22 protein-coding genes are annotated in these 25,711 nt (G+C 61.4%); 11 read left to right on the top strand and 11 right to left on the bottom strand.

The window, feature by feature from the left end:
• Positions 1-63: 63 nt before the first annotated feature.
• The 6 genes from AB7535_RS08195 to AB7535_RS08170 all read right to left on the bottom strand — a co-directional run bounded on the left by AB7535_RS08195 (position 64) and on the right by AB7535_RS08170 (position 8,642).
• Positions 64-765 (bottom strand): hypothetical protein, encoded by a 702-nt coding sequence (locus AB7535_RS08195; RefSeq protein WP_161495808.1) that lies wholly within the window; start codon positions 763-765, stop codon positions 64-66.
• 10 nt (positions 766-775) lie between these two features.
• A complete protein-coding gene (locus AB7535_RS08190; RefSeq protein WP_439037265.1) occupies positions 776-2,047 on the bottom strand; it encodes an efflux RND transporter periplasmic adaptor subunit in 1,272 nt (423 codons plus the stop codon).
• Complete coding sequence (locus tag AB7535_RS08185) at positions 2,044-5,226, bottom strand: efflux RND transporter permease subunit (RefSeq protein ID WP_085401034.1); 3,183 nt, start codon at positions 5,224-5,226, stop codon at positions 2,044-2,046. Before AB7535_RS08185 ends, AB7535_RS08190 begins: the two co-directional genes overlap by 4 nt.
• A 139-nt stretch (positions 5,227-5,365) precedes the next feature.
• Positions 5,366-6,286, bottom strand: coding sequence for an RNA polymerase sigma factor RpoH (gene rpoH / locus AB7535_RS08180; protein WP_085401051.1), 921 nt, complete (start codon positions 6,284-6,286; stop codon positions 5,366-5,368).
• A gap of 194 nt (positions 6,287-6,480) precedes the next feature.
• On the bottom strand, positions 6,481-7,902 hold the full coding sequence (locus tag AB7535_RS08175) for a sensor histidine kinase (RefSeq protein WP_085401032.1): 1,422 nt from the start codon (positions 7,900-7,902) through the stop codon (positions 6,481-6,483).
• A 59-nt stretch (positions 7,903-7,961) separates the two neighbouring features.
• Positions 7,962-8,642: a response regulator transcription factor gene (locus AB7535_RS08170; RefSeq protein WP_085401050.1), complete on the bottom strand. Its 681-nt coding sequence runs from the start codon at positions 8,640-8,642 to the stop codon at positions 7,962-7,964.
• Between the two features lie 489 nt (positions 8,643-9,131).
• Here AB7535_RS08170 and AB7535_RS08165 point away from each other — a divergent pair, with 489 nt between their 5' ends.
• Together AB7535_RS08165 and AB7535_RS08160 are read left to right on the top strand one after the other, a co-directional pair.
• A complete protein-coding gene (locus AB7535_RS08165) occupies positions 9,132-9,380 on the top strand; it encodes a hypothetical protein (protein ID WP_071915339.1) in 249 nt (82 codons plus the stop codon).
• 289 nt (positions 9,381-9,669) lie between these two features.
• The gene (locus AB7535_RS08160; RefSeq protein WP_135215372.1) at positions 9,670-10,068 is read left to right on the top strand and encodes a hypothetical protein; all 399 of its coding nucleotides are present in this window, start codon (positions 9,670-9,672) and stop codon (positions 10,066-10,068) included.
• Positions 10,069-10,188: 120 nt separating this feature from the next.
• Here the strand turns inward: AB7535_RS08160 and AB7535_RS08155 are convergent, their stop codons facing one another.
• The 3 genes from AB7535_RS08155 to AB7535_RS08145 all read right to left on the bottom strand — a co-directional run bounded on the left by AB7535_RS08155 (position 10,189) and on the right by AB7535_RS08145 (position 14,013).
• On the bottom strand, positions 10,189-10,389 hold the full coding sequence (locus AB7535_RS08155; RefSeq protein ID WP_063984312.1) for a hypothetical protein: 201 nt from the start codon (positions 10,387-10,389) through the stop codon (positions 10,189-10,191).
• Between the two features lie 513 nt (positions 10,390-10,902).
• Positions 10,903-12,726, bottom strand: a complete 1,824-nt coding sequence (gene glmS, locus AB7535_RS08150) for a glutamine--fructose-6-phosphate transaminase (isomerizing) (protein WP_085401027.1) — start codon at positions 12,724-12,726, stop codon at positions 10,903-10,905.
• Between the two features lie 300 nt (positions 12,727-13,026).
• Positions 13,027-14,013 (bottom strand): aldo/keto reductase, encoded by a 987-nt coding sequence (locus AB7535_RS08145; protein ID WP_244623237.1) that lies wholly within the window; start codon positions 14,011-14,013, stop codon positions 13,027-13,029.
• Positions 14,014-14,389: 376 nt separating this feature from the next.
• On the opposite strand from AB7535_RS08145, the gene AB7535_RS08140 reads away from it, so the two are divergent.
• Both AB7535_RS08140 and AB7535_RS08135 read left to right on the top strand, forming a co-directional pair.
• Positions 14,390-15,397 carry an NAD-dependent epimerase gene (locus AB7535_RS08140; protein ID WP_085401022.1) on the top strand — a complete coding sequence of 336 codons (1,008 nt, stop codon included), beginning with the start codon at positions 14,390-14,392 and terminating at the stop codon, positions 15,395-15,397.
• Positions 15,398-15,786: 389 nt separating this feature from the next.
• Positions 15,787-16,023, top strand: coding sequence for a DUF6894 family protein (locus AB7535_RS08135; RefSeq protein ID WP_028147263.1), 237 nt, complete (start codon positions 15,787-15,789; stop codon positions 16,021-16,023).
• Between the two features lie 115 nt (positions 16,024-16,138).
• Here the strand turns inward: AB7535_RS08135 and AB7535_RS08130 are convergent, their stop codons facing one another.
• Positions 16,139-16,831 (bottom strand): LuxR C-terminal-related transcriptional regulator, encoded by a 693-nt coding sequence (locus tag AB7535_RS08130; RefSeq protein ID WP_075019340.1) that lies wholly within the window; start codon positions 16,829-16,831, stop codon positions 16,139-16,141.
• A 577-nt stretch (positions 16,832-17,408) separates the two neighbouring features.
• Here AB7535_RS08130 and AB7535_RS08125 point away from each other — a divergent pair.
• Positions 17,409-18,215 (top strand): LuxR C-terminal-related transcriptional regulator, encoded by an 807-nt coding sequence (locus tag AB7535_RS08125; protein WP_085401020.1) that lies wholly within the window; start codon positions 17,409-17,411, stop codon positions 18,213-18,215.
• A 314-nt stretch (positions 18,216-18,529) separates the two neighbouring features.
• Positions 18,530-19,777, top strand: coding sequence for a hypothetical protein (locus AB7535_RS08120; RefSeq protein WP_085401018.1), 1,248 nt, complete (start codon positions 18,530-18,532; stop codon positions 19,775-19,777).
• 18 nt (positions 19,778-19,795) lie between these two features.
• Here AB7535_RS08120 and AB7535_RS08115 read toward each other — a convergent pair whose 3' ends face one another.
• Positions 19,796-20,794 carry a glycosyltransferase family 2 protein gene (locus tag AB7535_RS08115; protein ID WP_085401016.1) on the bottom strand — a complete coding sequence of 333 codons (999 nt, stop codon included), beginning with the start codon at positions 20,792-20,794 and terminating at the stop codon, positions 19,796-19,798.
• Positions 20,795-21,164: 370 nt separating this feature from the next.
• On the opposite strand from AB7535_RS08115, the gene AB7535_RS08110 reads away from it, so the two are divergent.
• From AB7535_RS08110 to nadE, 5 genes are all read left to right on the top strand, one after another.
• Positions 21,165-22,070, top strand: coding sequence for an FkbM family methyltransferase (locus tag AB7535_RS08110; RefSeq protein WP_231144508.1), 906 nt, complete (start codon positions 21,165-21,167; stop codon positions 22,068-22,070).
• A 259-nt stretch (positions 22,071-22,329) separates the two neighbouring features.
• Positions 22,330-23,634 carry a lipopolysaccharide biosynthesis protein gene (locus AB7535_RS08105; protein WP_063986520.1) on the top strand — a complete coding sequence of 435 codons (1,305 nt, stop codon included), beginning with the start codon at positions 22,330-22,332 and terminating at the stop codon, positions 23,632-23,634.
• A gap of 56 nt (positions 23,635-23,690) precedes the next feature.
• A complete protein-coding gene (locus tag AB7535_RS08100) occupies positions 23,691-23,849 on the top strand; it encodes a hypothetical protein (RefSeq protein WP_223153622.1) in 159 nt (52 codons plus the stop codon).
• Positions 23,842-24,744 (top strand): thioesterase domain-containing protein, encoded by a 903-nt coding sequence (locus AB7535_RS08095; RefSeq protein WP_223153623.1) that lies wholly within the window; start codon positions 23,842-23,844, stop codon positions 24,742-24,744. Before AB7535_RS08100 ends, AB7535_RS08095 begins: the two co-directional genes overlap by 8 nt.
• Positions 24,698-25,708, top strand: a complete 1,011-nt coding sequence (gene nadE / locus AB7535_RS08090; RefSeq protein WP_071915348.1) for an NAD(+) synthase — start codon at positions 24,698-24,700, stop codon at positions 25,706-25,708. The genes AB7535_RS08095 and nadE overlap by 47 nt, the downstream gene beginning before the upstream one ends.
• Positions 25,709-25,711: the final 3 nt, after the last annotated feature.

Below are 25,711 nucleotides of genomic sequence, written 5' to 3'. Positions count from 1 at the left end.
CCAGCCGACGTGTCATCCCCCGATCCGCACGCGGTGCGACGAGAGTCCTGTAGCGGCGTCGCCTCAGCATCCCGGCGGCAAGATCGGCGACACTCCCGGCGTTGGCGCCGCGCCTGAGGCGTTGGCCGGCAACACGGTCGCAGGCGCTGCGAGATTCATCGAGACGCCTTCCGCGCAGGCCGTGCTGTTCGGGCTCGGCATGACGGCGGCATTTGGATCGATGCCGGTACCGCCGGCAGCGCTGGTGTCCGCCAGGATCGTGCCGGGCGCGAGACTGGACGGCACTTGCGGGATCGAGAGCGGCAGGGACGCAGCGCTTGTCGCGAGCCCTCCCGGCGTCGAGCTGCATGCGACCGTCGTCCCCGTTCCCGCCGGTGCCGCTGCGGGAATCGTTCCGATGGAGCTGCCGGTTTGCCCTGTGACCGGCAATAGCGGAGCGCCGATGCCTGACGCTGACGAGCCGATGCTCGATACGATCGGGGTCGCCGGCACCGGCATCGGGGACGTCGATGGCGTGGCGCAGACGACGACCGTACCCGGCGTCGTCGGATCCGAGGCGAGCGGAACAGGCGCCAGCGTCGTGTCGGGAACGCCAGGCTCGGTTGTTGCGGAAAAGGGCCCCGGACTATTGAGCGGCGAGGTCACGATCGCGCCCGGTACGGTTGGAAGGCCCATCGCCGTGGTGCCCATCGTTGAGACCTGCGCCTCACTCGAAGAACAGCCCAACAGCAGGGCGATCGTTGTTGCGAGCACGACCCGGATCATCTCTATGCTCCTAACTGACCTCGACCTTGCGAATGGTGACCTTGCTGCCCTCCGCCAGGTTCACCGCCGGATTGAGCACGACCTGGTCGCCGGGCTGTAGGCCCTCGCGCACTTCAATTGTGGTGCCCAAGTCCCGCGCGATCGAGACGTGCTGCAGATGAACGGTGCCATTCCGCACGACCGCGACATGAAGACCGTTCTGATCGAAGACGAGCGCATCGGACGAGACGGTCATCGACGGCGTCTTGCGTGGGATCGACAGCTCGACCGTGCAGTAGATACCGGGACTTAAGGCACCGTCCGGATTGGGCACGTCGATCTCGGTCAGCAGAGTTCGGCTTCCCGGCTGCAATGCGCTTGCGATGCGCGTGACTTTCCCCGGAAACGTCCGCCCCGGAATCTCGGGGACGCGAATATCCGCGTCGACGCCCGGTCCAACTCCGAAGGCCTCGTCCTGCGGCACGAAAACCTGGGTTCGGATCACATTGGAATGCATCAGCGTGAACATGAAGGTCGACCCGGCCTGCACCAGGCTGCCATTGTCCACGTTGCGCTGTGTGATCACGCCGTCGAACGGCGCCACCACGCGCTGGTAGGCTTTCTCCTGCTGAAGGACTCGAATCTGGGCCTCCTGCGCCGTGATGTTCGACTGGGCGACACCCACGGCCGCCTGCTGTGCACGCAGGGTGAGACGATCGTTGTCCCCCTGCTGTGCCGTCAGCCAGCCTTGCTTGACCAGATTGCTGTCGCGCGCATTGGTGACGTCGGCAAGCTCCCGGCTCGCTTGCGCCTGCTGCAAGGCGGCCTGGTTTTGCGCCAGCGTCGCCTGGGCCTGGGCGATCTGCTGGTCGAGCTCCGGAGCGGTGATTGCCGCGAGAAGATCGCCTTTCTTGACCCGATCGCCGATATCCACATAGCGCTTTTCGATATAGCCACTGGTCCGCGCGAAGATATTGGCTGCCTCGAACGCGGTCGTCGTCGCCGGCAAGGTAACCTTCATCAGGTCGCCGCTGGGCCGGACCACCGCCACCCGCACTTCCGGAATGGCGGTTCTCACCTGCTCCGCCACTGCAGCGACCTCACGCGCCGCCTGATAGTGCCGCCAGCCGCCAATGCCGAGACCGCCCGCGAGCAGCAGAAGCATACCTCCTCCGAGCAGCGCGCCGCCGTAACGGCGTCCGGATGGCGCGGCCTTGCCGGGGAGCTCGACGATGCGGCGGCTCTCCGCATCGGGCGGGTCCCTCGCCTCGTCGCCATTGGTCCGCACACGAACGTCGCTCATTCCGGTTGCTCCTCGAATACGCCGTGGTGAGGCTTGCCATCGTTACCTTTGCGCAGCATGGCAAAGAGGTACGGCACGATCAGCAAAGTCGTCGGGGTCGCGAACAGAAGTCCGCCGATCACAGCGCGCGCGAGCGCGGCGTTCTGCTCCTCGCCCGGACCTCCGAGCGCCATCGGGATCATGCCCACGATCATCGCGGCAGCAGTCATCAGGACCGGCCGGATCCTGGTGCGGCCCGCGCTCAGCGCCGCCTGGAACGCGGAATGTCCCTTCAATTGCTCATCACGCGCGAACGTCACGAGCAGGATCGAATTCGCGGAGGCAACGCCGACCGCCATGATCGCCCCCATCAGCGAAGGCACGTTCAGTGTCGTTCCGGTGATGAACAGCATCGTCAAGATGCCGCACAAGGTCGCCGGCAGCGCCATGATGACGACGAAGGGATCGCCGAAGTTCTGGTAGTTCACGACCATCAGCAGGTAGACCAGGATCGCGGCAAACAGCAGGCCGATTCCGAGATTGCGGAACGACTGATTCATGCTCTGGATCTGTCCCAGGACCTGGATCGAATTACCCGGCTGGAGCTGCTTCTGGAGTGTGGACGTGACCTTGTTGATATCGGCCGCGACGCCGCCGAGATCGCGACCCTGGACGCTCGCATAGACGTCAAACACCGGCTGGACGTTGGCCTGGTTCGAATTGGTGGGGACACTCCCCCGCTTGAACGTCGCGACATTGCTGAGGAGACCGGGCACCGTCTGCCCGCTCGCGGCAAGTGAGGCCGACACCGGCGTGTTTCCCAGTGCGTTCAGCGAATTGGCCCTGTATTCGGGCGTCTGCACGGCCAGATAATACGGGATGCCCGACGTCGGATCGGTCCAGAAGTTCGGCGAGACCTGAGCCGACGAGCTGAGGCTGACATTGATATTGGTCGCCACCGTGCTGGCGTTGAGCCCGAGCTGGGCGGCCCGCGTGCGGTCGATGTCGGCATAGAACGCCGGAGCATCGACTTCCTGCTGCAGATGCGCATCGACGACACCGGGGATCGCCGCGAGGCTCTTCTGCAGCTCCTTGGCCACGGCCAGATTGTTGTCGCCATAGCCAACCGTGCGGACATCGATCTGCGCCGGAAGACCGAAGTTCAGGATCTGCGTCACGATGTCGGCCGCCTGGAAATAGAACGTGTCCTCCGGGAACGCCGCCGGCAGCACCTGGCGCAGTTTCCTGACGTAGTCCGCGGTCGGCTTGTGCCCATCCTTGAGCGACACCAGAATGGTGCCGTCGTTCACACCGATCGTCGAGCCGTCCGTGAATGCGAGATTGTAGGGACGCGCCGGAAGCCCGATATTGTCGACGATCAGCGCCCGGTCCCGCTCCGGAATCACTTGGCGGATCTTGTCTTCGACCGCCTGGAAGATTGCTTCCGTCTTCTCGATGCGAGTGCCCGCAGGCGCGCGAACGTGGAGCTGGATCTGGCCGCCGTCGATCAGGGGATAGAAGTCCCTGCCGACATAGACGAACATGATGGCGCCGAGGGCCAGCACCAGCACCGCGACGATCGGCACGACGACGCGACGCCGAAGCAACGTCAACAGCAAATCGGAATAGCCGTTGCGCAGGCGTTCGAATCCGCGCTCGAACATCGCAGAGGCGCGGCCGAAGATGCCCGACGGGCTTCCGCCCTCGCCATGGCGCCGCTCGCCCTTCAGCAACAGGCCGATGGTGATCGGCGTCAGCGTTCGCGACAACGCATATGACGCCAGCATCGCGAACACCACCGCCAGACCCAGCGGGGTGAAGAGGTATTTGGCCGGCCCTTCCAGAAATACGACCGAGGTGAACACACAACTGATTGCGAGCGTGGAGACGAGCGTCGGCACCGCGATTTCAGCCGCCCCGTGCAGCGTCGCATCGGGCAACGGCATGCCTTCCTCGGTCCAGAGTCGGTGCGTGTTCTCGATCGTCACCGTGGAATCGTCGACCAGGATGCCGACCGCGAGTGCAAGCCCACCGAGCGTCATCGTGTTCAAGGTCTCGCCGAGACAATACAGCACGACCAGCGAAGACAGCATCGCCAGCGGGATCGAGATCAAGACGACCAGCGTCGATCGCCACGATCCCAGAAACAGCAGGATCATCAGCGCCGTGAGGCCCGCCGCGATCGCGCCCTCGCGCAGCACGCCATCCACCGAATGGGTGACGAAGACCGACTGGTCGAACAGCTCGTTGATCTTCAGCCCTGCAGGAGCCGACGCGCGAATCGAACTCAAGGCCTTCTTCACCCCGTTGACGACGGCGAGCGTCGAGGCATTTCCGTTCTTGATCACGCTGAGCAGTACGGCGCGATGACCGTCCTCGCGCACGATGTTCTGCTGGACCTGGGAGCCGTCCCGGACCTGGGCCACGTCCTTCAGGAAGATCGTGGCCCCGTTCACGAACTTGACCGGGATCATGTTGAGATCCTTGATCGAGGCCGGCGTGGCATTGGTTCGAACGGTGTACTGGGTGTCGCCGATTTTCGTCGTCCCGGTGGGCAGCGTCAGATTTTGGGTGTTCACCGCATTGACGATGTCGAGCGGCGTCAATCCGCGCGACAGGAGCTTGTTCGGATCGATGTCGACCATGATCTGGCGGTACTTGCCGCCGGCAGGCGTGGGCAGCGTCACGCCCGGAACAGGCGCCAATTGCTGCCGGATACGGTAGATGCCGAAGTCGTATAGTTGCTGCTCGTTCAGACTATTGGACTCGAGGCTGAGCTGCAGCACCGGCACGCTCGATGCATTGAACTGTACGATGATCGGCGGCTGAATGCCCGGCGGCATCAGGGCGCGGATGGCGTTGGTTGCCGAGACGATCTGCGAGATTGCGAGGTCGAGATTCACGTCCGGCTGGAAGTAGATCTTCTGAACCGACAGACCGTTGAGAGTTTGCGCCTCGATGTTCTTGATGCCGCTGACATTGGCGCTGATCGAATACTGGCTGTAGGTGCTGACGCGCTGCTCCATCTCGGGCGTCGACAGGCCGGTGTAGCTCCACACCACCGTGACGACGGGAATGCGGATCTCCGGAAAAATGTCCGTCGGCATCGACCAGATCGCGATGCCGCCGAGAAACAGGATCAGCGCCGCAAGCACATAGAACGTGTGCGGAAACCGTAGCGCGAAGCGAACAATTCCCATGGTGGTTCTGCCTGAAGCAAGTTGCGCGGGATCATTGAATAGATGAGGACGGGAGAGCATCCGTTCAAATGAAAACGAATTCAGATGCTCCGCGGCAGGACAGACATCATTCGTACCGGCATCACCGCTTCTCGATCGCTCATGGAGCGGTGAGCTCCCGCGACCGTGAGCCCGAGGCGCCGTCGGCGCGCTTGCGTGCCGCATCCTGCGCGGCAAGAATTGCGGCTCGCCTGACCTTGGCAAAGGCGCGGATCTCGATCTGCCGAACCCGCTCGCTGGAGATCGAAAGCTCGAAGCCGAGTTGGTCCAGCGTAACCGGGCATTCCGCCAGCCGCCTTGCCTCCAGAATATGACGCTCGCGTGCCGTGAGCATGCCCAGCGCAACGCGCAAGGCGTTGGTACGGCGCTCCGTCTGCTCATGATCGGCGAGTACCGTCTCCGCGTCGATCGCCTGATCGACCAGCAACGCTTCCCATTCGGTTCCCTGCTCGTCGTCGCCAACGCGCGCATTCAGCGACATGTCACCGTTCAGGCGGGAATCCATCTCGATCACCTCACGCGCCGTGACGTCGAGCCTTTCCGCGATCGTCTCGGCGACATCGGGCGTGAGCGCCGCCATCGCGCCGCCCGCGGCTTTCCTCATCTCGCTACGGAGCTTGAAGAACAGCTTCTTCTGCGCTGCCGTCGTGCCGATCCTGACCAGAGACCAGGAGCGCAGGATGTATTCGTGAACCGAGGCCTTGATCCACCAAACCGCATAGGTGGAGAACCGCGCACCGCGGCCGGGTTCGAAGCGTGACGCCGCGATGACGAGGCCGAGATTTGCCTCCGCAATCACATCGGCCAAGGGCAGACCGTACCCCTTGTAGCCGCGCGCCACCTTGGCTGCGAGCCGGAGATGACTCGTGACGAGCGCGTTCACGGCACCACGGTCCCGCGTCTCGCGCCAGCGGCGTGCAAGCTGCTGCTCGTGACCGGGCTCAAGCAGTTCATAGCGCTTGATGGCCGCGGAATAGGCGCTGAGGAAGGAGGGCGATGGGGCTCCGGCCGCGACAGCCATGGCACCATTCCTCACGCCTTCGGGGCGGATCTGCATCTGTCACTCCCACATACGAAACCGGCGAGCGGACTCTAGGAAGCCTCCGGAGGCAGAGGCGACTGAATTGAGCGTAACAAACCTGAATTCGCCTTCAGACATTCGGCATGTCACTCGGCATGTCATGGCATCGAGAACATCACGCATCATGAGGGGCATCACATCTGATTAACGGTTGCGAGAGTTGGGGTCCGGGACCGGCATGCGGCGGCTTTGCTCGCCCTCCCGGTCCAGGCAAGGATCTCGATCCGCCCGCCGGGAGCCGGACCGATGATCAATCGAAAGCCATGCAGCTTGACGATGGCGGCCACCAGGCTCAGTCCAAGCCCAACCCCCGGCGTATTGCGCATCTTGTCGGAACGATAGAATCGCCGCAGCACCGCTTCGCGCTCCTGCGTGCTGATGCCGGGTCCGGTGTCACTTACGCGCACGAGCGCCGTGTCGTCTTCCGACACCAGTTCGAGCCTCACCTGGCCGCCGGGCGGCGTGAACTTGACGGCATTGTCCACGAGATTGGCCATCGCTTCGAACAACAGGTCCCGATCGCCCCACACCTGCACATTGCGATCGATGACGACGCCAAGCCCGATGCCCTTGTCTTCGGCGATGGGCTCATAGACGTCGCACACCTCGCGCAGGATCTCGTCGAGCGCAACGTTGCCGAAACCGGCGGTGCGGCGACTGTTCTCGATCTCGGTGAGGCGCAGCAAGGCGGTGACGATCGCGAGCGACTGATCGATTCCGGCCATTGCCTTGTCCGTGACCTCCTGGAGCTGCTCCAGGGTGGTCGCATGCGTTCGGCCGCGCTCCAGCGCCAGGCGAGCGCGCGTGAGCGGCGTCCTGAGATCATGGGCGATATCGTTGCCGACACCGGCAAGCGCGTTGATCATGGTCTCCATCTCGGCGAGCATGCCGTTGACGATCCTGGCCAGTCGCCCGAACGGATCGTCGGAATTGTCCTCCGGAAGCCGCTCGCGCAACTCCCCGGCCACGATCCGCTGCACCCGCTGGTTCACCTCCTCCACGCGTCTCTGGGCGCGAACGCTCAGCCACGCTCCGGCCAGCAGACAGAGGCAGAACGCCGGCAGCAGGCCGAGCGCGAGTGCCTGCCCCACGACACTCGAGATCTCGTGCGTCTCATCGACATTCCGTCCCATCACCAGGACATCGCCGTTCTCAAGACGCCTGCCCACGACCCTGATGACCGGTCCGTGGACCGCCGATTTCTCGATGAGGTCGAGCCGCACACCCTGCGCCGCTCCGCCGAGATCGAGTGCGCGCGGCAAGCTGTCGATGTTGCCGGCCAGCCGGGTGCCGGCACCATTGAAAAGTCCCGCGTACTGCACGCCCCTGGAATCCTGCTCGAGATGATCGGAGATCGCTCCGATGCGGCGCCCCGGCGGCAAATCGGCGATGAAGTTGATCCGGGTCGCGATCATGCGGTCGGATCGCGCGATCAGATAGTCGTCGAGCTTCCAATAGGTGAACGCGAACAGCCCGACCACGAACAGCGCAAATGCGGCCGCCACCGCCAGGGCCCAGAGGAACGTGTTCGAACGGATGAACTGAATCTGGCGCATCGAACCGGCACTCTGTATTCGTCCGAGATTTGCTCCGCGAGCCCCTGGGTTTCGCGTCTCTATGCGCGCGAACGCAGAATGAAGCCGGAGCCGCGAACATTGTGGATGAGCTGCGCATCGCCGGGACCATCGACCTTGTGGCGCAGCCGGCCCATATGCACGTCGATCAGATTCGTCGTTGCCGGAACGAACTTGTAGTTCCAGACCTCTTCGAGCAGCATCGCGCGCGTGAGCAACTGATCGCTCCGGCGCATCATGTATTCGAGCAGGCGAAACTCACGCGGCAACAGATCGATCTCGCGCTCGTCCCGTCGCGCGGTCCGCTCGATCAGGTCGAGCTCCAGCGGCCCGACATGCAACGTGGTCTCGCGGCTGTCCATCGGACGGCGCAACAACGCCTCTATGCGTGCGACGAGCTCGATGATCGCGAACGGCTTGGTGAGATAGTCGTCTCCCCCCATACGCAATCCGCGCACCCGATCGTCCACGGCGCCGAGCGCACTCAGAACCAGCACCGGCGTCCCGACCCGATCCTTGCGCAAGGCCTCGATCACGGTCAGCCCGTCCATTCCGGGCAGCATGCGATCGACGATCATGGCATCCGGACACGCCGCGCGCGCCCGATCGAGACCGTCGACGCCGTCAGGGGCCCATTGGACCTCAAAACCGCGATCGGCGAGTTCGGCGACGATCACCTCGGCGGTTTCGGCATCATCTTCGATCAGAAGAATCCGCGTCATGATCCTGCTCCCACGTTCTGCGAGGCGTTTCGGCCTGCGGCGGAGGAGCACGGGCTCGGCGGTCCGGAGCGTCATGTTCAACGCCCGCCCGCTCTGAACGCGCGGCGCCGCGCCAGCCTGCCATAGGCCACTCGTTGTCTGACGAGATAGTCCTGCGGAGAATGGGGCACCACTAAATAGCGATTCAGGAAGCGTGCCGTCTCCGTCGCCAACAGGGCTAGCGCGATGGCCATACGTCTCGCTGTCGTCGTGATCATCTTCCGCCTCCATTCTGAACTGCGCTTTCATGAACATATGCCCGCGATGCGCTTCCCGTTACTCTCAAGGCAACGGATGTTGCGCATTCGCACGATCGTGCTTGCAACGCCGCGTCGGCTCACAGGCCGTTGAAATCCGGTGAGCAATTCGTGCATTTGGACAATGCCCGGCCGTCCATACGTTGATGGGGAGCCGCTTGGTCGGCCTGATGTCATCAAAGGAGAAGCCGAAATGACCACTCTCAAACTCTTGTCGACGGGATTGATTGCAGCCGCCGTGCTCGGGGGACCCGTCATGGCGCGCGAGCACCATTCCGTCATGCGACAGCCCGCGATGACAACCGATACGGCCGCACCGGATGCGCCCTTCTATCAGCAGGGAGGCCGCGTCTGCGTTCCTGCGCCGCGCGTCGGCGCTTTCGCGACGGCGCCGTGGACCGGCAACAACGTGCCTTGCGAGCCCGGCACGGGCAGCTTCTGATCACGGCATTTCCCTGGCCGGCCGGGCGCCTCGGTCGGCCGCTCCTCATCGAACGACGGGGGCGGGCCGGAACGTTCAGCCCGCCCCTTTGTGGGCCGCGGCCCCCGCGGCAGGGTCAACTTCCCTACCGGTGCGCCTCGTTCCTGAAGTCGAATTTAGTGGGATTGCCGCGCATCGCTCCTACCTCTCCTTTCATCACGAGCCTTGTCATCAGGAGCTTTTGGCGACGGCACGACGCGGAAGCGGACTGCATGGATGACCAGGCAGATCGACACGAAAGGAGTGTCCCATGAAACGAGCAATCATGATTTTGGCAACGGCGGCGCTTGCCTCGACCCTGGCCATCGGAGCGGCCGAGGCGCACGGCGGTGGCGGCGGCGGCGGCCACGGTGGTGGCTTTGGCGGCGGCGGCCACGCCAGTTTTGGCGGTGGTGGCTTTGGCGGCGGACATATGGGCTTCGGCGGCGGCGGCGCGCATTTCGGCGGCATGGCGCGTGATGGAGGCTTTGGCGGCGAACATCTCGGATTCGGCGGTCATGCCGGCAACGGCGGCATCGGCCTGCGCCAACATGCGTTCCACCGCTTTGGTCGCGATCGACCCGGATACGGATTCTACGGCGCCTATCCAGATTGCTACGATTGGTACGAGCTGCACCCCGACCAGCCGTTGCCGCTGAGCTGCAGCTAGTCTGCACACACGGCGCTCCGCCGTCGGTCCAGACCTACCGCGGAGGTTGCGGTCCCGGCCCGCTCACGACTTGGCCGAGCCTGGCTCGGCCATTTTGCGATGCTGGTTTGCCAGCAAGCTCTAGGAGGGGCGGAAGCCCGGAGGCATCGTTCGCCAGACTTTGTCTTTGAGGCAATAGGCACGGGCGCCCTCGGGAATATCTTCGGCGGCGCCGCCCTCATGTTGCTCGTAAAGGAGCGCCGGGAACAGCCTCCCTTTGATCACCTTAATCATATCACCACGTCGAATGTCCGCGCCGGCCGTTCCCGTCAAAACCGACATGATCCCTCGCGAAGCGCACGTAGCATGCCAAACGAGCTCGTCGACCGGACGGGCTTGCCTGAAGCTATCTCGAAGCGGAACGGTCTTCCAATAACCCGAAAGGACTACTCCCTGAACGGGCTGCCCTTGCCGCCTGATGCCGAAGAGTCTGCGAGGATCCGGCTGCGGAGCGCGCGCAAGGCGGCTGGTTCTGAGGAGTTGTGTATCTCAAGTCCGAGCCGCATCGCCCCCGAGACGACCCACTCGCTTCGTCGGATGGAAGCAGCCTCCAGGACCTAGCTCGTTTCTTGGCAGCAGCGGCCCCGCCAACGCGGTTACAATATAGCGGGGCCGCCTGCCCTGCGGACGTCGGTGCTTAACCTGGGCCCGAAGGCCACCAGATTTTACCCCGAGCCGCTGAGAACGCGGATTGGTCGAAAGAGGCACCCATTTCGGAGCGTCCCGGTCTGTCAGACCAGCATCCTGCTTTCGACAGCACCTCTTTCTGAAGCGGAAGTGGCGCGACCGGACCGGCTATTCGACGGTCACGGACTTCGCGAGATTCCGCGGCTGGTCCACGTCGGTCCCCATAATCGCGGCACTGTGATAGGCAAGGAGCTGTAGCGGCACCGCGAGAGCCAGCGGCGCCACGATCGGGGGCATATCCGGTAAGGCCAGGACCGAGCAACCACTGGACGCGGCGAGTGAAGCACCTCTCTCGTCGGTCAAGAGGATGATGCGGCCCCCACGGGCGATCACCTCCTGCATGTTCGACATGGTCTTTTCGAACGTCGCGTCGTACGGCGCAATGACGATGACCGGCAGGCCCTTGTCGATCAGCGCGATTGGTCCATGTTTGAGCTCACCGGCCGCATAGCCCTCTGCGTGAATGTAAGTGACCTCCTTGAGCTTGAGGGCACCCTCCAATGCCAGCGGATAATTGGTGCCCCGGCCTATGAACAGAGCGTCTCTGGCCCTGGCGATCTCACGCGCGAGCTCATGGACTTTCGGCTCCAGTTCGAGCGCGCGCGCCATATAGCCTGGAATCTCGGCAAGGGCCCGGACGAGTGATCGCTCGTCTTCGGCCGAGAGCACACCGCGACTACGACCGGCAGCGATTGCAATGCAGAGCAAGATTGCCAGCTGACAGGTGAACGCCTTTGTCGATGCGACCCCTATTTCCGGACCGGCCAATGTGGGCATTACGATGTGGCTCGAACGAGCCATCGTCGAGGTTTGCACGTTGACGACAGAGAGAATACGCTGGCCGTGGGTCTTGGCGAACTCCAACGAAGCGAGCGTGTCGGCCGTTTCGCCGGATTGCGACACGAAAATCGCCAGATTGCCCGCGCCAAACGGAACATCGCGATAGCGGAACTCCGAAGCAATATCGATCTCGACCGGGAGCTTGGCGTAGCGCTCGAACCAGTACTTCGCAATCAGACCGGCGTAGAAGGAGGTCCCGCAAGCTACAATCGACACGCGATCGACTGTCCCGAAGTCCACATCCACGCCTGCCGGCAACCTGATCCTCCCGTCGGGCGCGATATATTGCGCAAGCGTCTGCCCAACCACCTTCGGCTGTTCGTGAATCTCCTTCGCCATGAAGTGGCGATGCTCGCCCTTGTGAACAATCACGGCGGCACCAGCGATTTTGGCCGACGTACGGCGCAGGCGCGCGCCGTTCACGTCGATAAACTCGATCTGCTCTCGGGTCACAACGGCGAGATCGCCGTCCTCAAGGTAGGCGACAATATCCGTCAGAGGCGCGAGCGCCATCGCATCCGACCCCAGGAACATTTCGCCGCAACCGTAGCCGACAGCAAGCGGCGAGCCCTTTCGGGCACCGATCAGGAGATTGTCGTGCCCCTCGAACAGGAAGGCGAGCGCGAACGTTCCGCTCAAGCGCGGGAGCACCTTACGCACCGCTGCGACCGGCTCGTATCCGTTCTTCCGCTCGCGGCTAACGAGATGCGCAACCACTTCGGAGTCGGTTTCGGTCGCAAAATGTGCACCGGCCGCTTTGAGATCATTGCGCAACTCTCGATGGTTTTCGATGATCCCATTGTGCACGATCGCCACACCATCAACCATGTGAGGATGCGCATTCGTCTCATCGGGACGGCCGTGCGTTGCCCAGCGGGTGTGACCAATTCCGATCCGCCCGGCAAGCGGCTCCAAGTCGAGCCGACTCTTGAGGTTCACGAGCTTTCCGACCGCACGACGTCGCGTCAGCAAACCGTCCTCGAGAGTGGCAATACCGGCTGAGTCATATCCGCGATATTCAAGCCGCTTCAGCGCATCCAAAAGAAGAGCAGAGGCTGGGCCCCGCCCGACGACACCAACAATTCCGCACATGGCCTCTCTCCGAGCAACTACCAACGGCCCCGCGAAGCGCGCCGCCAGGCGCAACCGCGATCGCGGGCAATCTCCTAACGCGACGGCATCGGCCTGGCCCCCTCACCTTTGGCCTGCCCTGCTGCGCATGCTTCGGCGAGACGCTCAAGCTAGCCGCCTCCCGGCCGCCCGCGCGCCTGTCGAATATCGTCGACAACATTGGCGAGTAGTATCGTGGGACGCGAATTCTAGCACGCGCAGCCGCCGATTGTATGATGATGACGGAGTAGACCTCATACCCATAAGCTCCGCACTTGATCGCTACACCGACGCACGCATGACCAATCGTTCGGTTTGCCGCGGCCCGTTCGAGAGCTCGGCGACGATGCGATTGAGCTGATGAAGCGCCGGGATTTGCGCTGACCGGCGCAGATTGAACGCGAGATGCTCTTTCCGAAACATCGAAAACAGTGAGACTCCTGTAGAGTTCGTTGCCAGCGCGTAATCCACGACGAAGGCAGCAGCGATCTCGGTGAGGTCGCCCCGGTATCCCATCTCGTAAAGGCCGTTCAGTATTTCCTTCTCCGATCCCAGCCTCGCGACAAGCGGATCGACGCTCGAGAATGATCCATACGTGACAAACGTCCTGCGCCGCGCAATCTCCGTCGATCTCTGAAGATTCGGCTCGAGCGGATTATTCGCGATCTGTATCAGCCGATATGGTAGAGATTCATGGAGGTCGTCAATTCCGCCCTCGTTATTGCCCGCAATCGAAATTGCGCGGGCTTTCCCGTCCTGAACGATGCGCTCGACCGCTCGAATGATGTCTTCGCGAACGACCTCTTCGCGGGTGGGACGGTGGAGAGCAAGCACATCTACATAATCCGTGCGAAGTCGCCTCAGGCTATCCTCGATGCTCGTCCTGATCAGCTCGGCCGATAGCGGCACTTTGAAGGGCTTCGACTTCATTGCGGAGAGGCGCGGTTGGATCCCGGGAAACACCGCAAGAGCGGCGCGCGCTATCGGCTTCAGGATCCGCTTAACGGCGGAGGTATCACGCGGGCGCATCCCGACCTTTGTGCAGATATAGACGCTGCCGCGCTTCCCTGATGCGAATTTGCCCCAGATCGACTCGGCCATCCCATCGCCATACGAAGGCGCCACGTCGTACCAGGTTATTCCGGCGTCGTATGCGCGCTCGAGCCCCTCGGTCCCCCTGCGAGCCCCAACGCGCCCTCCGAGCGACGCGCAGCCGAAACCGATGCTCGATACATTCGCGCCGAGAGCATCAACACGGACCATCTTCATCGCAAACACCCCTGACCACGCCGTTTGCGCTCAAGTCACCGACGTCGATCGTTCGACAGCGCGTACTCCAAGCCGACGGCCACGTCGGGCAAGCCCGCCGCTGAAACAACTCTGCAGGTTTGCCTGGCTTCATCTTCATGCAAATGGATGATGACGCGGTTCGCTCGGACATTAAATACGCTACGCCCCTGGAATTTGAGGACAGCGGCGAGGATGCACGGAGTAACCCGTTCGAGCGGCTGCTGGCAGCTCGGCTCCGCCGCCATCGTCAGGTGCGCTCATTTGCGCAATCGAGATGCGGCGCGATTGAGAGCTAACTTTCTGCGATCGATGGCGCCTTTTTCGCCGTTCGAACTCCATCTAACTTGGACAGCGAATGTCATCTCGCTCAGAGCAAGTTGCCGACGACGTCCTGGTGACCGGAGCTGCTGGCTTCATCGGTTTTCATGTTGCACGTCGACTGCTCGATGAAGGGCGTCGTGTCGTCGGATTGGACAACATCAACAGCTACTACGATCCCGCCTTGAAGCGCGCGCGTCTCGACATTCTGCGCCGCGATCCGCGTTTTTCCTTCGTGCAGATCGATCTTGGACATCGGTCGACGATGGCCGAGTTGTTCGCAAAACATCGTTTTGCGAGAGTGGTCCATTTGGCCGCTCAGGCCGGCGTCCGGCATTCGATCGATCAGCCGCACGCTTATGTCGACGCCAATCTTGAGGGGTTCCTCAACGTCCTCGAAGGCTGCAGGCATAACGCCTGTGGTCATTTGATCTACGCATCATCATCGTCCGTGTACGGCGCCAATGCCGAGTTACCATTTTCGACCCGGCATAGGGCCGACCACCCCGTCAGCCTCTATGCCGCGACGAAGAAAGCCAACGAGCTGATGGCCCATTCTTACAGCCACCTGTACCGGCTCCCGGTCACCGGCTTACGGTTCTTTACGATCTACGGCCCGTGGGGCCGGCCCGACATGGCGATATTCCTGTTCGCCGACGCGATCGTCAAAGGCAAGCCGATCAAGCTCTTCAACCATGGCCGGATGCGGCGCGACTTCACCTATGTCGACGACGTCACTCGCGTCATCTCGCGGCTGATCGAGCGCGCTCCGGAGGACAACGCCGATGCGGCGGGCGCACCGGCCAAGCTCTACAATGTAGGCAATAACCGCCCGGAAGCGCTGATGCACGTCCTCGAATTGATCGAGAAAGAGCTGGGACGAACCACGGCGAAGGAAATGCTGCCAATGCAGCCTGGGGATGTTCCGGAAACGTTTGCCGACGTTGGCGATCTCATGCGCGATACCGGGTTTTCGCCCTCCACCCCTATCGAAACCGGCATATCCAATTTCGTCCGCTGGTATCGCGACTACTACCGGATATGATTTTTCGAGATCATCTCCCCAAGGGTCAAACCGTCCGCTCCCGAGCGATCGGCGTATCGGTTGCAATTTCTGCGCGGCGGTGATGGACGACCAGGCGGGACTTGCGAAAAGAGCGCGGCCCCGGCGGGGGCATTGGGGATTCGCAGGGCCGGGGCCGCAACGCTGCGCCGAAGTGGGCTCCGTCGACGCAACATCATCGTAGTCCTCGAGAAGCAATTGTTCATTCTGAATTCGTGATCATAGAGATCAACGTCGGGGTACCCATCAATGATGATTGAGCCCTCCTAGAATAGCCGCTTGCTATGCGCGCCCCTGCGATGCGAAATCTCGACCGTGATGCGGGGGGCTCGCTGCAGTCATCGGAATGTTCGCGTTGTCCGGAGACATCCATGCCGCGGTATTTCTTTCATATCCACGACGGTCATTCAGTGCTCGACGATGTCGGACTTGATCTCCCCGACATTTCCGCGGCACGGACTACTGCGATCGAACTGAGCGGCGAGATCCTCAAGCACGACGTGATGGACCCACTCCTGCATTACATTTCCTGGCAGGTGGAAGTCAGCGACAGCCCCGAGCTTGGCGGCCGGTCGCTGTTCGTTCTTCAGTTCTCCATCGAGGGATAAGAGACCGAAAACGCAGCTCTGCCGGCGCTTGCGCAATCTGAAGGTGCAATAGTCGCTCGGCTGGGCTTCGGCGAAATGCCCGCATATCGCACTGCAAACAGTGCGATATGATGTCTTAGCGCTCCCCGGGCACCGGATCCGATCCAGCATGCGCCGGTTTGTCCTGCGCCGAATTGGCGCGGTCATCCTGCGAGATGGCGAGGGCAGCAAGCGCAGTGCGATTGCCGATTTCAAGCTTCTGGAAAATGTTGTGGAGGTGAACCTTGATGGTGCCATCCGCAATGTTGAGCCGGCGGCCGATTTCCTTGTTGGACAGGCCACGAGAGACCAGGCGCATGATCTGCCGCTCGCGCTCGGTGAGCACCGCGAGCGCACTTTCCGGATTCGGACTCTGCTCGCGAGGCGCGGCCTGATCGGTGGGTGATAACGGAACAACGGTCTGGCCGTTGGCAATGTCTCGCAAGCCTTGCACCACGGCTTGGCCTGTCATCTCCTTGAGAAGGACACTGTACCCGGCGGGGGCGCCCGCCAACACAAGATCATAGTCCTCGCTGGGCGCGAAGAACACAAACCGCGTTGGTCGGCTGTCCGAATGGCTGAGCGAATTGTTCATCAGCGCGGTCAGCTCCGGCATTGCCGCATCCATGATCGCTATGTCGGGCGCAAGCGTCAAAATTGCCTGGATGCAACTCGCAGCATCGCCGCAGGATGCAACGACCTCAAAATCGGATTCTGAACCGAGAACACTTGCGAGACCCTGCAAAACCATTGGGTGTCGGTCTGCAATCACTACAGTCGCACGACGCATCGGGCGCTCCCTAACCTGCCGCCCCCAAAATTCCCGCGATTGAAGCTACAGGCCCCCGCCCTTGCCGCTCCAACATCAATTGATCACCAACAAATAAACTTCGAGCAATTCCCTAAAGTATCATTTGGCGTAGCGGACCCGCAAATAACCGCACGAGTCTGTGATCGCAATATACATCAAGTTCGCCGGATCAAAGGGCCGTATGAACCCGGTGGTCTCGGCTCACAACCGCTGGAGAGCGGTCTTGCCACTTGGCAAGTTCGAAAGCATCGCGATGGAGCAAGGCTTTCGCGAACGGATTCACCCGCTCAGGGCGAACATTCAAAGGTTGAATCAGTATTCTCTTTCGCCCCCAAGTCAATCTCCGACGACCATTCACCAACAGCTTGGGGACCCATCGGCCTATAACGAAAGGTATATAGGCAAAATCGAAAGATCGAATCTAACCTTCAGCAATTATTAACTAAACGGCGCCCGACTTCTGTAAATCAGAAAAAACGGGCTATGCAATGCTTTGTTCCTTTTCCTGCGTGTTTTTCATTCAAGTTGTGTCATTGCGTTGGTTGCGGAGGGTAAGATGAGGAGGCGGCAATCCTGCAAAGTTGTTTTGATCGGACGAAACATTTTGCTGCGAGAGGGAATTTCTCAAATACTGCATGCGGCAGATTTTCAAATTGCGGTGTCGGCCTCGAGCACCGATGAAATTACAAGCACACTCCAGGCACATCAGCAGCTCCTGTTTGTGATTATCCACAGCACCGGCGAATTCGATGCAGCCATGAAGCACATCGGATTTGTAAGAGAGAACTATCCGGATGCGCGCGTAGCGATCGTTTCGGACCACTACCGGCCGGATGAGTTGATCGCGGCCTACAAGGCCGGCGCCAGCGGCTATTTCGTCGACGTCAATTCATGCGACGCTTTCATCAAGTCCATCGAACTCGTGACGATGGGCGAGACGGTGTTTCCACCGGCTTTCCTGTCATTCGTGCTCGATAGCGGTTTCGATCGCGAGCCTCAGCTTCAGCCAGTGATCGAAGAGCGATCAAATCTCCTCGTTGCGGCCGAAGAACGGATAGCACCTCATCTGTCACCGCGAGAGCGGGCGATTCTCTCCTATCTGATCGAGGGCAATTCCAACAAGTGCATTGCGCGAAAGATCGATATTGCCGAGGCGACCGTGAAGGTTCACGTCAAGGCGATCCTGCGCAAGATACGGGTCCAGAACAGGACGCAGGCCGCAATTTGGGGAATGAACAACGGGTCACTGGTGCGGGTCTCGAATGGTCACGCGCTGCCGTTGTCAATCGATCGGGAACCTACGCTCAGCCTCGTGTCAAGCGACCGCGGACGTCACGAAATCGGCGCCGCAGAGCCGGACTAGCCTGGCGGATCGGCCTGACGCCCATCAAGCCCTCAACAAATGCCGGGCGGCGCCTATACGCGCCGCCCAGCTAACCGCGCCGGACTGATCTATCGATCGAGAGGATCAGAACCTGCCCGTGGAGCGGCAACATTTCGTGGGGCGTCTCCTGCATTCAAATGATGCGCGCTGGGACCGAGCGGCTAGAACGCATCGTCGAACCAATAGTCCTGGTCCCCGCAGGAGCCTGGTGACCGGCAAGCATCGAACCTTGTATCGATCGCTTGCCCACCCGGATGATCCGAGCCCCCTGCTTGCCATGGAGCAAGATACGGATGTCTCCGCCCCTCTACACGCGAATTGGCCTGGCCGGCGCCGTGGCCGTCGTGCTTGCATTGGCGGGCATCGCCGCCGCACAGACGCTTGCAAAGACCAAGCTGACTACTGCCAGCAGCATGAACTTGCCCGATTATCTCGTTCCGGTCACCGATCCCGACACCGGCGCCACGATCGTCCGGATAACAACCCCGGGGCCCTTGGGCGCTGGCCTGGCCTGCCAACGAGCCTATTGCACCCACCGATATTCGAGCGCGCAGGCCTGGAACGCAGACCAGACTCTGCTTCTGATCGCCAACGGTTGTAACGGGCTCTGCTTTCTGGACGGACGGACATACGTTCCGCTGTTCCGCCGGCAGCGTGAAGACGAGTGCGAATGGCACCCGCGCGATCCCGAGCGCATGATATGCGTGATCGGGCGCAAGATCTCGCTCTGGACGCCGCGAACCAATGCCGAAGAGATCATGCTGATGGCCGAGGGCTATCGCGGCCTTCAGTTCGGACCGGGCAAGGGCAATCCCTCTCAGGATGGCCGGCGCATCGCCGTGCGGGGCACGCGCGCCGACGGCGTCGTCGTCGCATTCGCGTTTGACCTCGTGAGCCGACAGAAGTTTCCGGATATCGAGGTGGGGAAACTGCCCGGGCGAGACGGCGTTTGCGAGATATCTGCCCTGGGCAGCTACATCAGATGCAGCCGCTGGGTCGACGGAAAGGATGAGGCATTCATCTATACCGTCGCAGGCGATCTGGTGCAGAGCTGGACCGAACATCATCGTCCGAGTCATGGCGACATGGCCGTGGACACAGACGGACGCGAGATATACGTCGGAATCAGCAAAGCTGATCCCGACATATACCAGGTGATCAAGCGCCGGCTGGATGACGGCGTGGTTACCGCCCTTGCTCCGCGTGGAGAGGCCTCGCATGCGTCCACGCGCGCGATCCACTGGCCCGGCTGGGTGATTCTAAGCTATGGCGGCGATCCAGCCGAGATCGCCCAGCTACCAAAGTTTGCGCCCTTCGCTCGGGAAGTCATTGCTCTGCGAATTGACGGCAGTGGCGAATTCCGACGCATTGCGTACACACGCAACGTCCCGCATGACTACTGGAGCGAGACTCACGGCTCGCCGTCGCCTGACGGTTCCCAGGTGATCTGGTCGAGCAATTGGGGGGTAGCGGGCGGCCCCGTGTTCGACTTCGTAACACGTCTCGATGCCCCCGATCGGACCAGCGCCTTGTCCCGATAATGATCGGCGGCGGCTCCGTCAGGCGTGACCCACACGAGCTAATGAGCCCGCTGCCGATGTGCGCGCTCGCGCCCGGATCGCCTTGTTGGCTGCCTTGATAACCGAGGGACGCAGGATCTGGAGCGCATCCCGGATCGTCGCCCCCCAGGACTGGTGGCGAAATCTTCCGCGCAATCTTGCAACCCGCAATGCACGCACGACCGTCTCAGGATCCGGAAGCCCTCGCTTGTCCTCGACCAGGCTCCAGGTCAGATTCTTGAGATCAAGGGTCTCCTCATCGATCTGAGAGAACGATTTGGAAGCGGTAATGTTCGCGTGGTCCGTCATATCGTAGAAGATCAGGCCGTCGTCGATCGCCACCATGTCGCCATGACAGGCGAGGTCGACGAAGAACAGCTGGTCCACTCCCCACCGGATCGACTTGTAGTTTCGCATCAGACAACCCGCCTGGATGACCTCGCTGTTGATCAGCAGGGTCGACGGAACAATTCCCAGCACCCGGGTCTTGCCGACCAAATAGAGATCCGTCAGGCACTGCTGGCTCGAATACAGCGTGACCTGCCCTCCCCGACGGTATTTTATGCCTTCATCCTGAACGAGATGAGATGTGGAGGTCATGAACGCAGCGGCGGGATACGTCCTCGCCAATTCCGCAAAGGTCTCGAGCGATCCCGGCACCAGCCAGTCGTCGTCATGCAACACTTTGATCCAATGACCGCGGCATGCGAGCATTGCGCTGTTCGTATTCTCAACCTGGCCCCGTCCCCGGTGGTTCTGGACAATTCGAATACGGGAATCGCTCCGAGCGTATTCAGACAGAATGCTCCAACTGACGCCTTTGGGACCTTCGTCGTCGCTGATCACCATTTCCCAGTCGGCGTAGTTCTGCTGCAGCACGCTTTCAATCGTACGGCGTATCATATCCGGTCGACGGAAGGTTGGTATGGCCACCGAAATCATGGGGCGGGCGTCCGGATCTCGAATGCCCTCCGACCCGTCGTGCTGCAACAGGTTCATCGCTTTTCCCTCAAGCTCAGTTCATGTCATTCAAGCAGTCGACCCTGACGAACCCGCGATCCGCTCCGCAGAAAACCGACCTCATCGCGTTGCACCGTGTCCTTCTTGACAAGCAGTGAACGTCAAGACCGACCGAATTACACACGACGAACGCTAGGTAGCGGCATGGGACTGGTCATCCTTCATTCGCATGACGATGATCATCCCCAGACGCGAGGTCTCGAAGCGGTCAGCTAGGTCGGCAAGATCACGGCGGGACCGGGAGATCCAGAATCGAACGATCGATACCATCATGCAAATGAAGGATGGCCGGGCGCTCCGGTCAGCCTAGGCTCTGCCGAGCAGCTAACCGCTAGAGATGGGTGGCCCCTTGCACAAATTGCATCAACTGCTCGCTCGAATTCAAGAGGAGCCCGACAAGGCTCGATTCCTGCTATCGCGCGGACTGTGGGTGAGCGGACTGTGCCGCTTTATCACCTTCGGCTTTCCTGCCGGATACAGAATGCGTTTCTATCCCAGCTCCATGTCCGCAGGACTCTGGCGCAACCGGAACCTTCGCGCCGAAGACGCCGACTTCGTCGGATCTTACCTGCAGCCCGGAGAAACCTTCGTCGATGTCGGCGCAAATGTCGGACAGTTGAGCCTCGCGGCCGCTATGCGCGTTGCCCGGTCCGGACGAGTCATCGCTATCGAAGCACATCCGCGCATCTGCAAATACCTGCTGGGCAACATTCGCCTGAACGGATTGACCGTCGAGGTCCACAACACGGCGATCGGCAGCACGGAAGGCGAGCTCGTCTTCACGGACTTTCGGAGTGACGACATGAACTTCGCATGCGCTACTCCTCCGGCCGGCATCGCGGCGCTCCGAGTTCCAGTACGAACGCTCGATTCGATCGTCGGAAATCGGGCGATCGATCTCCTGAAGGTCGATGTCGAAGGGTTCGAAGTCGATCTTCTCAAGGGCGCCGCCCAGACCATTTCCAATTGCCGATGTCTGTACATAGAGGATTCTGAGCTCAACCTTCGGCGGGCCGGCACCTCGCGTGCGGAGCTGTATGACCGACTGACCGATCACGGGTTTGAGCTCTTCCATCTCAGGGCGGGACGACTGGAGCCGGCGTCTCCTGACGTACCCGGACCGGACGACGATAACCTTATCGCCGTCAGACCATCCGCCTTGTCGGATTTGCTCGCGCGGACCGGCCTTCGGCTTGCACAGCTCACGTCCCCATCGCCTGTAGATCGGCGTCTCCCGTCGGCGCGGCTTGCGTGAGCATCCATCATCCGCCCACAAGCCACGCGCATCACAGCTGGGTTCCGGCCCCACGATCGGGCTCCATGCGTCGTCTATTCCGCAAGCACGAGCTGTTCATGCAAACTCTCCTTCGATTCCGCGACACTTCAGTCAGCGTCATGCGAACGAATGATGGCGCGCACCCCTCTCCATCCTACGATCGAATCGAAATAGATCGCACCGTCGTCGCGACGATCTTGCCGTTTTTGAAATGAATTCTGGACCGAGGAAGTTCTTCATGGCCGCGAAACCGGCGACCGGTCCGACGCGGACAAGGGCTCTTGTTCGTGCAGCGGCGGGCGTCTCCGCCCTCGCACTCACCGGACAGCTCATGCTCGTAGCGGCCATTCCCATCCTTACCCGGCTCTATTCGCCGGAGGATTTTGGAATATTCACGATCTATCTCTCAATCGTAAACATCGTCGGCGCGATAGCCGGACTTCGCTTCAGCACGTCTCTGTATGTGGTTGAGGACAGAGCTCACGCGCTGGTCGCGCTCAAGCTCACGCTCGTGGCGGTCTGCTTTACGACCTCTGTTGTGCTAACCGCGGGATACCTGCTGTCGGACGTGGTGCCAGCACGACTGCAACATCTTACCTACCTCGTACCCATCGGGATGGCTGCGGTCGGCGTTGCCGACGCAATGAACTGCTGGTGCTTGCGCTTCAATCATATGCGTGACTTCGGCATGGGCCGCCTGATCCTGCCGGCGTCGATGGCAGTGCTCCAGGTGAGCTTCGGCCTCGCGCACCTCGGGGACGGCGCAATGATCCAAGCCCACATCCTGAGCCAGGCTGTGTTGATCGCATTTCTCTGCGTCCGGCTCCTGAAATGGGAGGACATCCGCCGCATCGCGCAAGCCCCGTGGGGTTCGGTCGCGGCGACGGCGCGGCGAGAGTACAAATTTCCCCTGTTCGAGCTGCCCTCGGCCCTTGCGGGATTCGCGATCATCAATCTCCCCGCAATCTTCATAGGCTCGCTATTCGGTACCGCATTCGCGGGGCATTTTGGCGTCGCCGCCCGTCTCGTGACCGGTCCGGTCACCCTGATCGCCTTGCCGCTCAGCAATGTCTTCGTCGCCGAGGCCAGCAAAGACTTCGACCGTCATCATCTGCTCGGCACCGCATGCGGACTGTTGGTCGTTGCGGCCGGCCTGATCGTTCTGCCGGTGCTCGGCCTTGGATTTATCTCCCCCTACGTCGTCGTTCCGCTGCTCGGAGAATCCTGGATACCTACGGGTCAGATCATGGGCGCCCTGGCGCTCATGTGCGCCGCACAAGCCTTGTCGACGCCCATTCAGGAAGTTCCGACTCTTTTTCGTCGTCAGGAACTGCGTCTGCTGGTTGATCTGGTGCGGGCCGTGTTTGTATTTGGCCCACTTCTCATCGGTGCTCACCTCGGCCTCGACCCGTTGCAGGTGATCTACATGATGGCCGCCGGAGGAGCTACCGGCTACGCCCTGGGAATTATCGTGGCGCTGTTTCTCTTGAATGGGCCTGGCGGCGCGCGGACGTCGGGCGCACCGATCAATGGGCCTGTGTGACCCAGAGGGTCGAAAGAGCATGCCCCGAACTTCGCGTCCGCTCGAGGAGGCGGCACATGGACGACAGACGCGCTGGAGCAAAAATAACCAATTTCCTGGGCGCGACCATGTGCTTCATGCAAATGAATGATGAGAGGATTTTCAACGTCTTCATACTCCAATTTTGGAGCTCGGTCAGTCGGTTGCATGCCAATGAAGCTACGGCCATTGATTGATACAGGCGAGGATTTGGCTTCTCCGCCCTCGTGCATTGTGGCGGCGGCGCCGCCCGTGCTTTTCCTACTGCCCGGCTCTCTTGGTTATGGAGCCAGCCTCGCCGCCCTGACAGCCTCAATCCGCGAAATTGCACATGTCGTTCCGATCCGCTACCCGGATCTCGGCAAGATATTGCAGGGTCAGGACAGCGTTTGCGATATGGCTGCTGCTGCCGTGGAGCAGATCAATCGCATCCAGCCGCGCGGCCACATCAGACTTCTCGGTCATTCCCTCGGTGGGGCGGTCGCCTTCGAGGTCGCGACGCGAATGTTTGCCGCCGGCCGCTCGGTGAAGTTCTTCGGAATTCTCGACACCAGCCTCATGGGCGAGCGCAGTTCTGCATGGGAGACGTTGACCCGCACGATCCGTCGAATCCGCAACAACCGGGTCACCGCGCCCCGGATGGTCTGCCGGGCCCTCGCCAAGGCAACCGTTGCGATCGGCCATGAAGCTAACCTGGCCCGGATGCTCGATCGCCGCGCGAAGGGGCAGTTCGATCTCACGTCGTTCAGGCTCAAGCAGGAATTGCAGGAAGTCTTGCGCGCGAAGGCCTACTTCCGCTGGTTGGCGGAGCCGAAATCGATGCTGCCGTTCTCCGCCGTTCTGTTCCGATGCCAGCGAAAGAAGATGCCGCAAACTCTGGGATGGGATCGTGCGTTTGCCCAGATCGATGTCGTCCCAAGCGCAGGCACTCACACCGATCTGGTCATGCCGCCCTACCTCGCGATGAACTTGCACCTCGTCCAGAAGGCGCTGTCGCAAACCTACTCACCGGCCGAGTTTCCCCAGAGAGAGGCGGATTGTTCAAGTGACCTTGCAAGCAGCACACAGCCAAACCGAACCCGCGTTCAGTAAAGACGCCCTGGTCCTGGATGCGCCATCCGAGGTCGCGCGCATCGTCGCGTTCTTGCGCGACCGTGTCCTTGGCGTGCTTGGCCGACGCGGAGCCATCGTCGGGCTTTCCGGCGGCATCGACAGCTCGGTGGTCGCAGCGCTCTGTGCGCGCGCATTTGGAAATACGAAGGTCCTTGGTCTGCTGATGCCCGAGCGCGATTCGTCTTCCGATTCGCTGAGGCTCGGCCGGGCCGTCGCCACGCAACTGCGCCTCACGACGGTCGTCGAAGACATCGCACCGGCGCTCGAAGCATTGGGCGCGTACCGCCGGCAGCGAGAGGCAATCCAAGCCGTCGTACCCGAGTACGGAACCGACTGGAAATGTAAGCTGGTGCTCGGCTCGGGCTCGGAGAGCGCCGGTATCAACATCACTCGTCTGACCGTACAGGACCCGGACGGCGAAACCTCCACCGTGCGTCTTCCGCCCGAGGTCTACCTGCAGATCGTTGCCGCAACCAACTACAAGCAACGGGTCCGCAAGATGACCGAGTACTATCACGCGGACCGTCTGAAATATGCCGTGATAGGTACGCCAAACCGGCTCGAGCACGATCAAGGCTTCTTCGTGAAGCAGGGTGACGGGGATGCGGACGTCATGCCGATTGCGCATCTCTACAAGAGCCAGGTCTACCAACTGGCCGAATACCTTGGCATCGACGACGAGATCAGGCGACGGCCGCCGACGTCCGACACATTCTCGCTGCCGCAGAGCCAGGAGGAGTTCTATTTCGCTGCCCCGTATCGATTGACTGACGTTTGCATGTACGCGGTCAACCACGGCATTTCCGCCGACAACGTGGCCGAGGCCGTAGGTCTGGCCACAGCGCAGGTGCAGAAGGTCTTCAAGGACATCACTTCCAAGCGTCGGGCGACGCGCTACCTTCACAGCCCGCCTCTACTCGTTGATGCGGTAATCGAGGACTAGACG

The sequence above is a fragment of the Bradyrhizobium sp. 956_D2_N1_4 genome, from assembly GCF_052076025.1.
Classification (GTDB): Bacteria; Pseudomonadota; Alphaproteobacteria; order Rhizobiales; family Xanthobacteraceae; genus Bradyrhizobium; species Bradyrhizobium barranii.
This window is presented reverse-complemented; position numbering and strand designations above follow the sequence as displayed.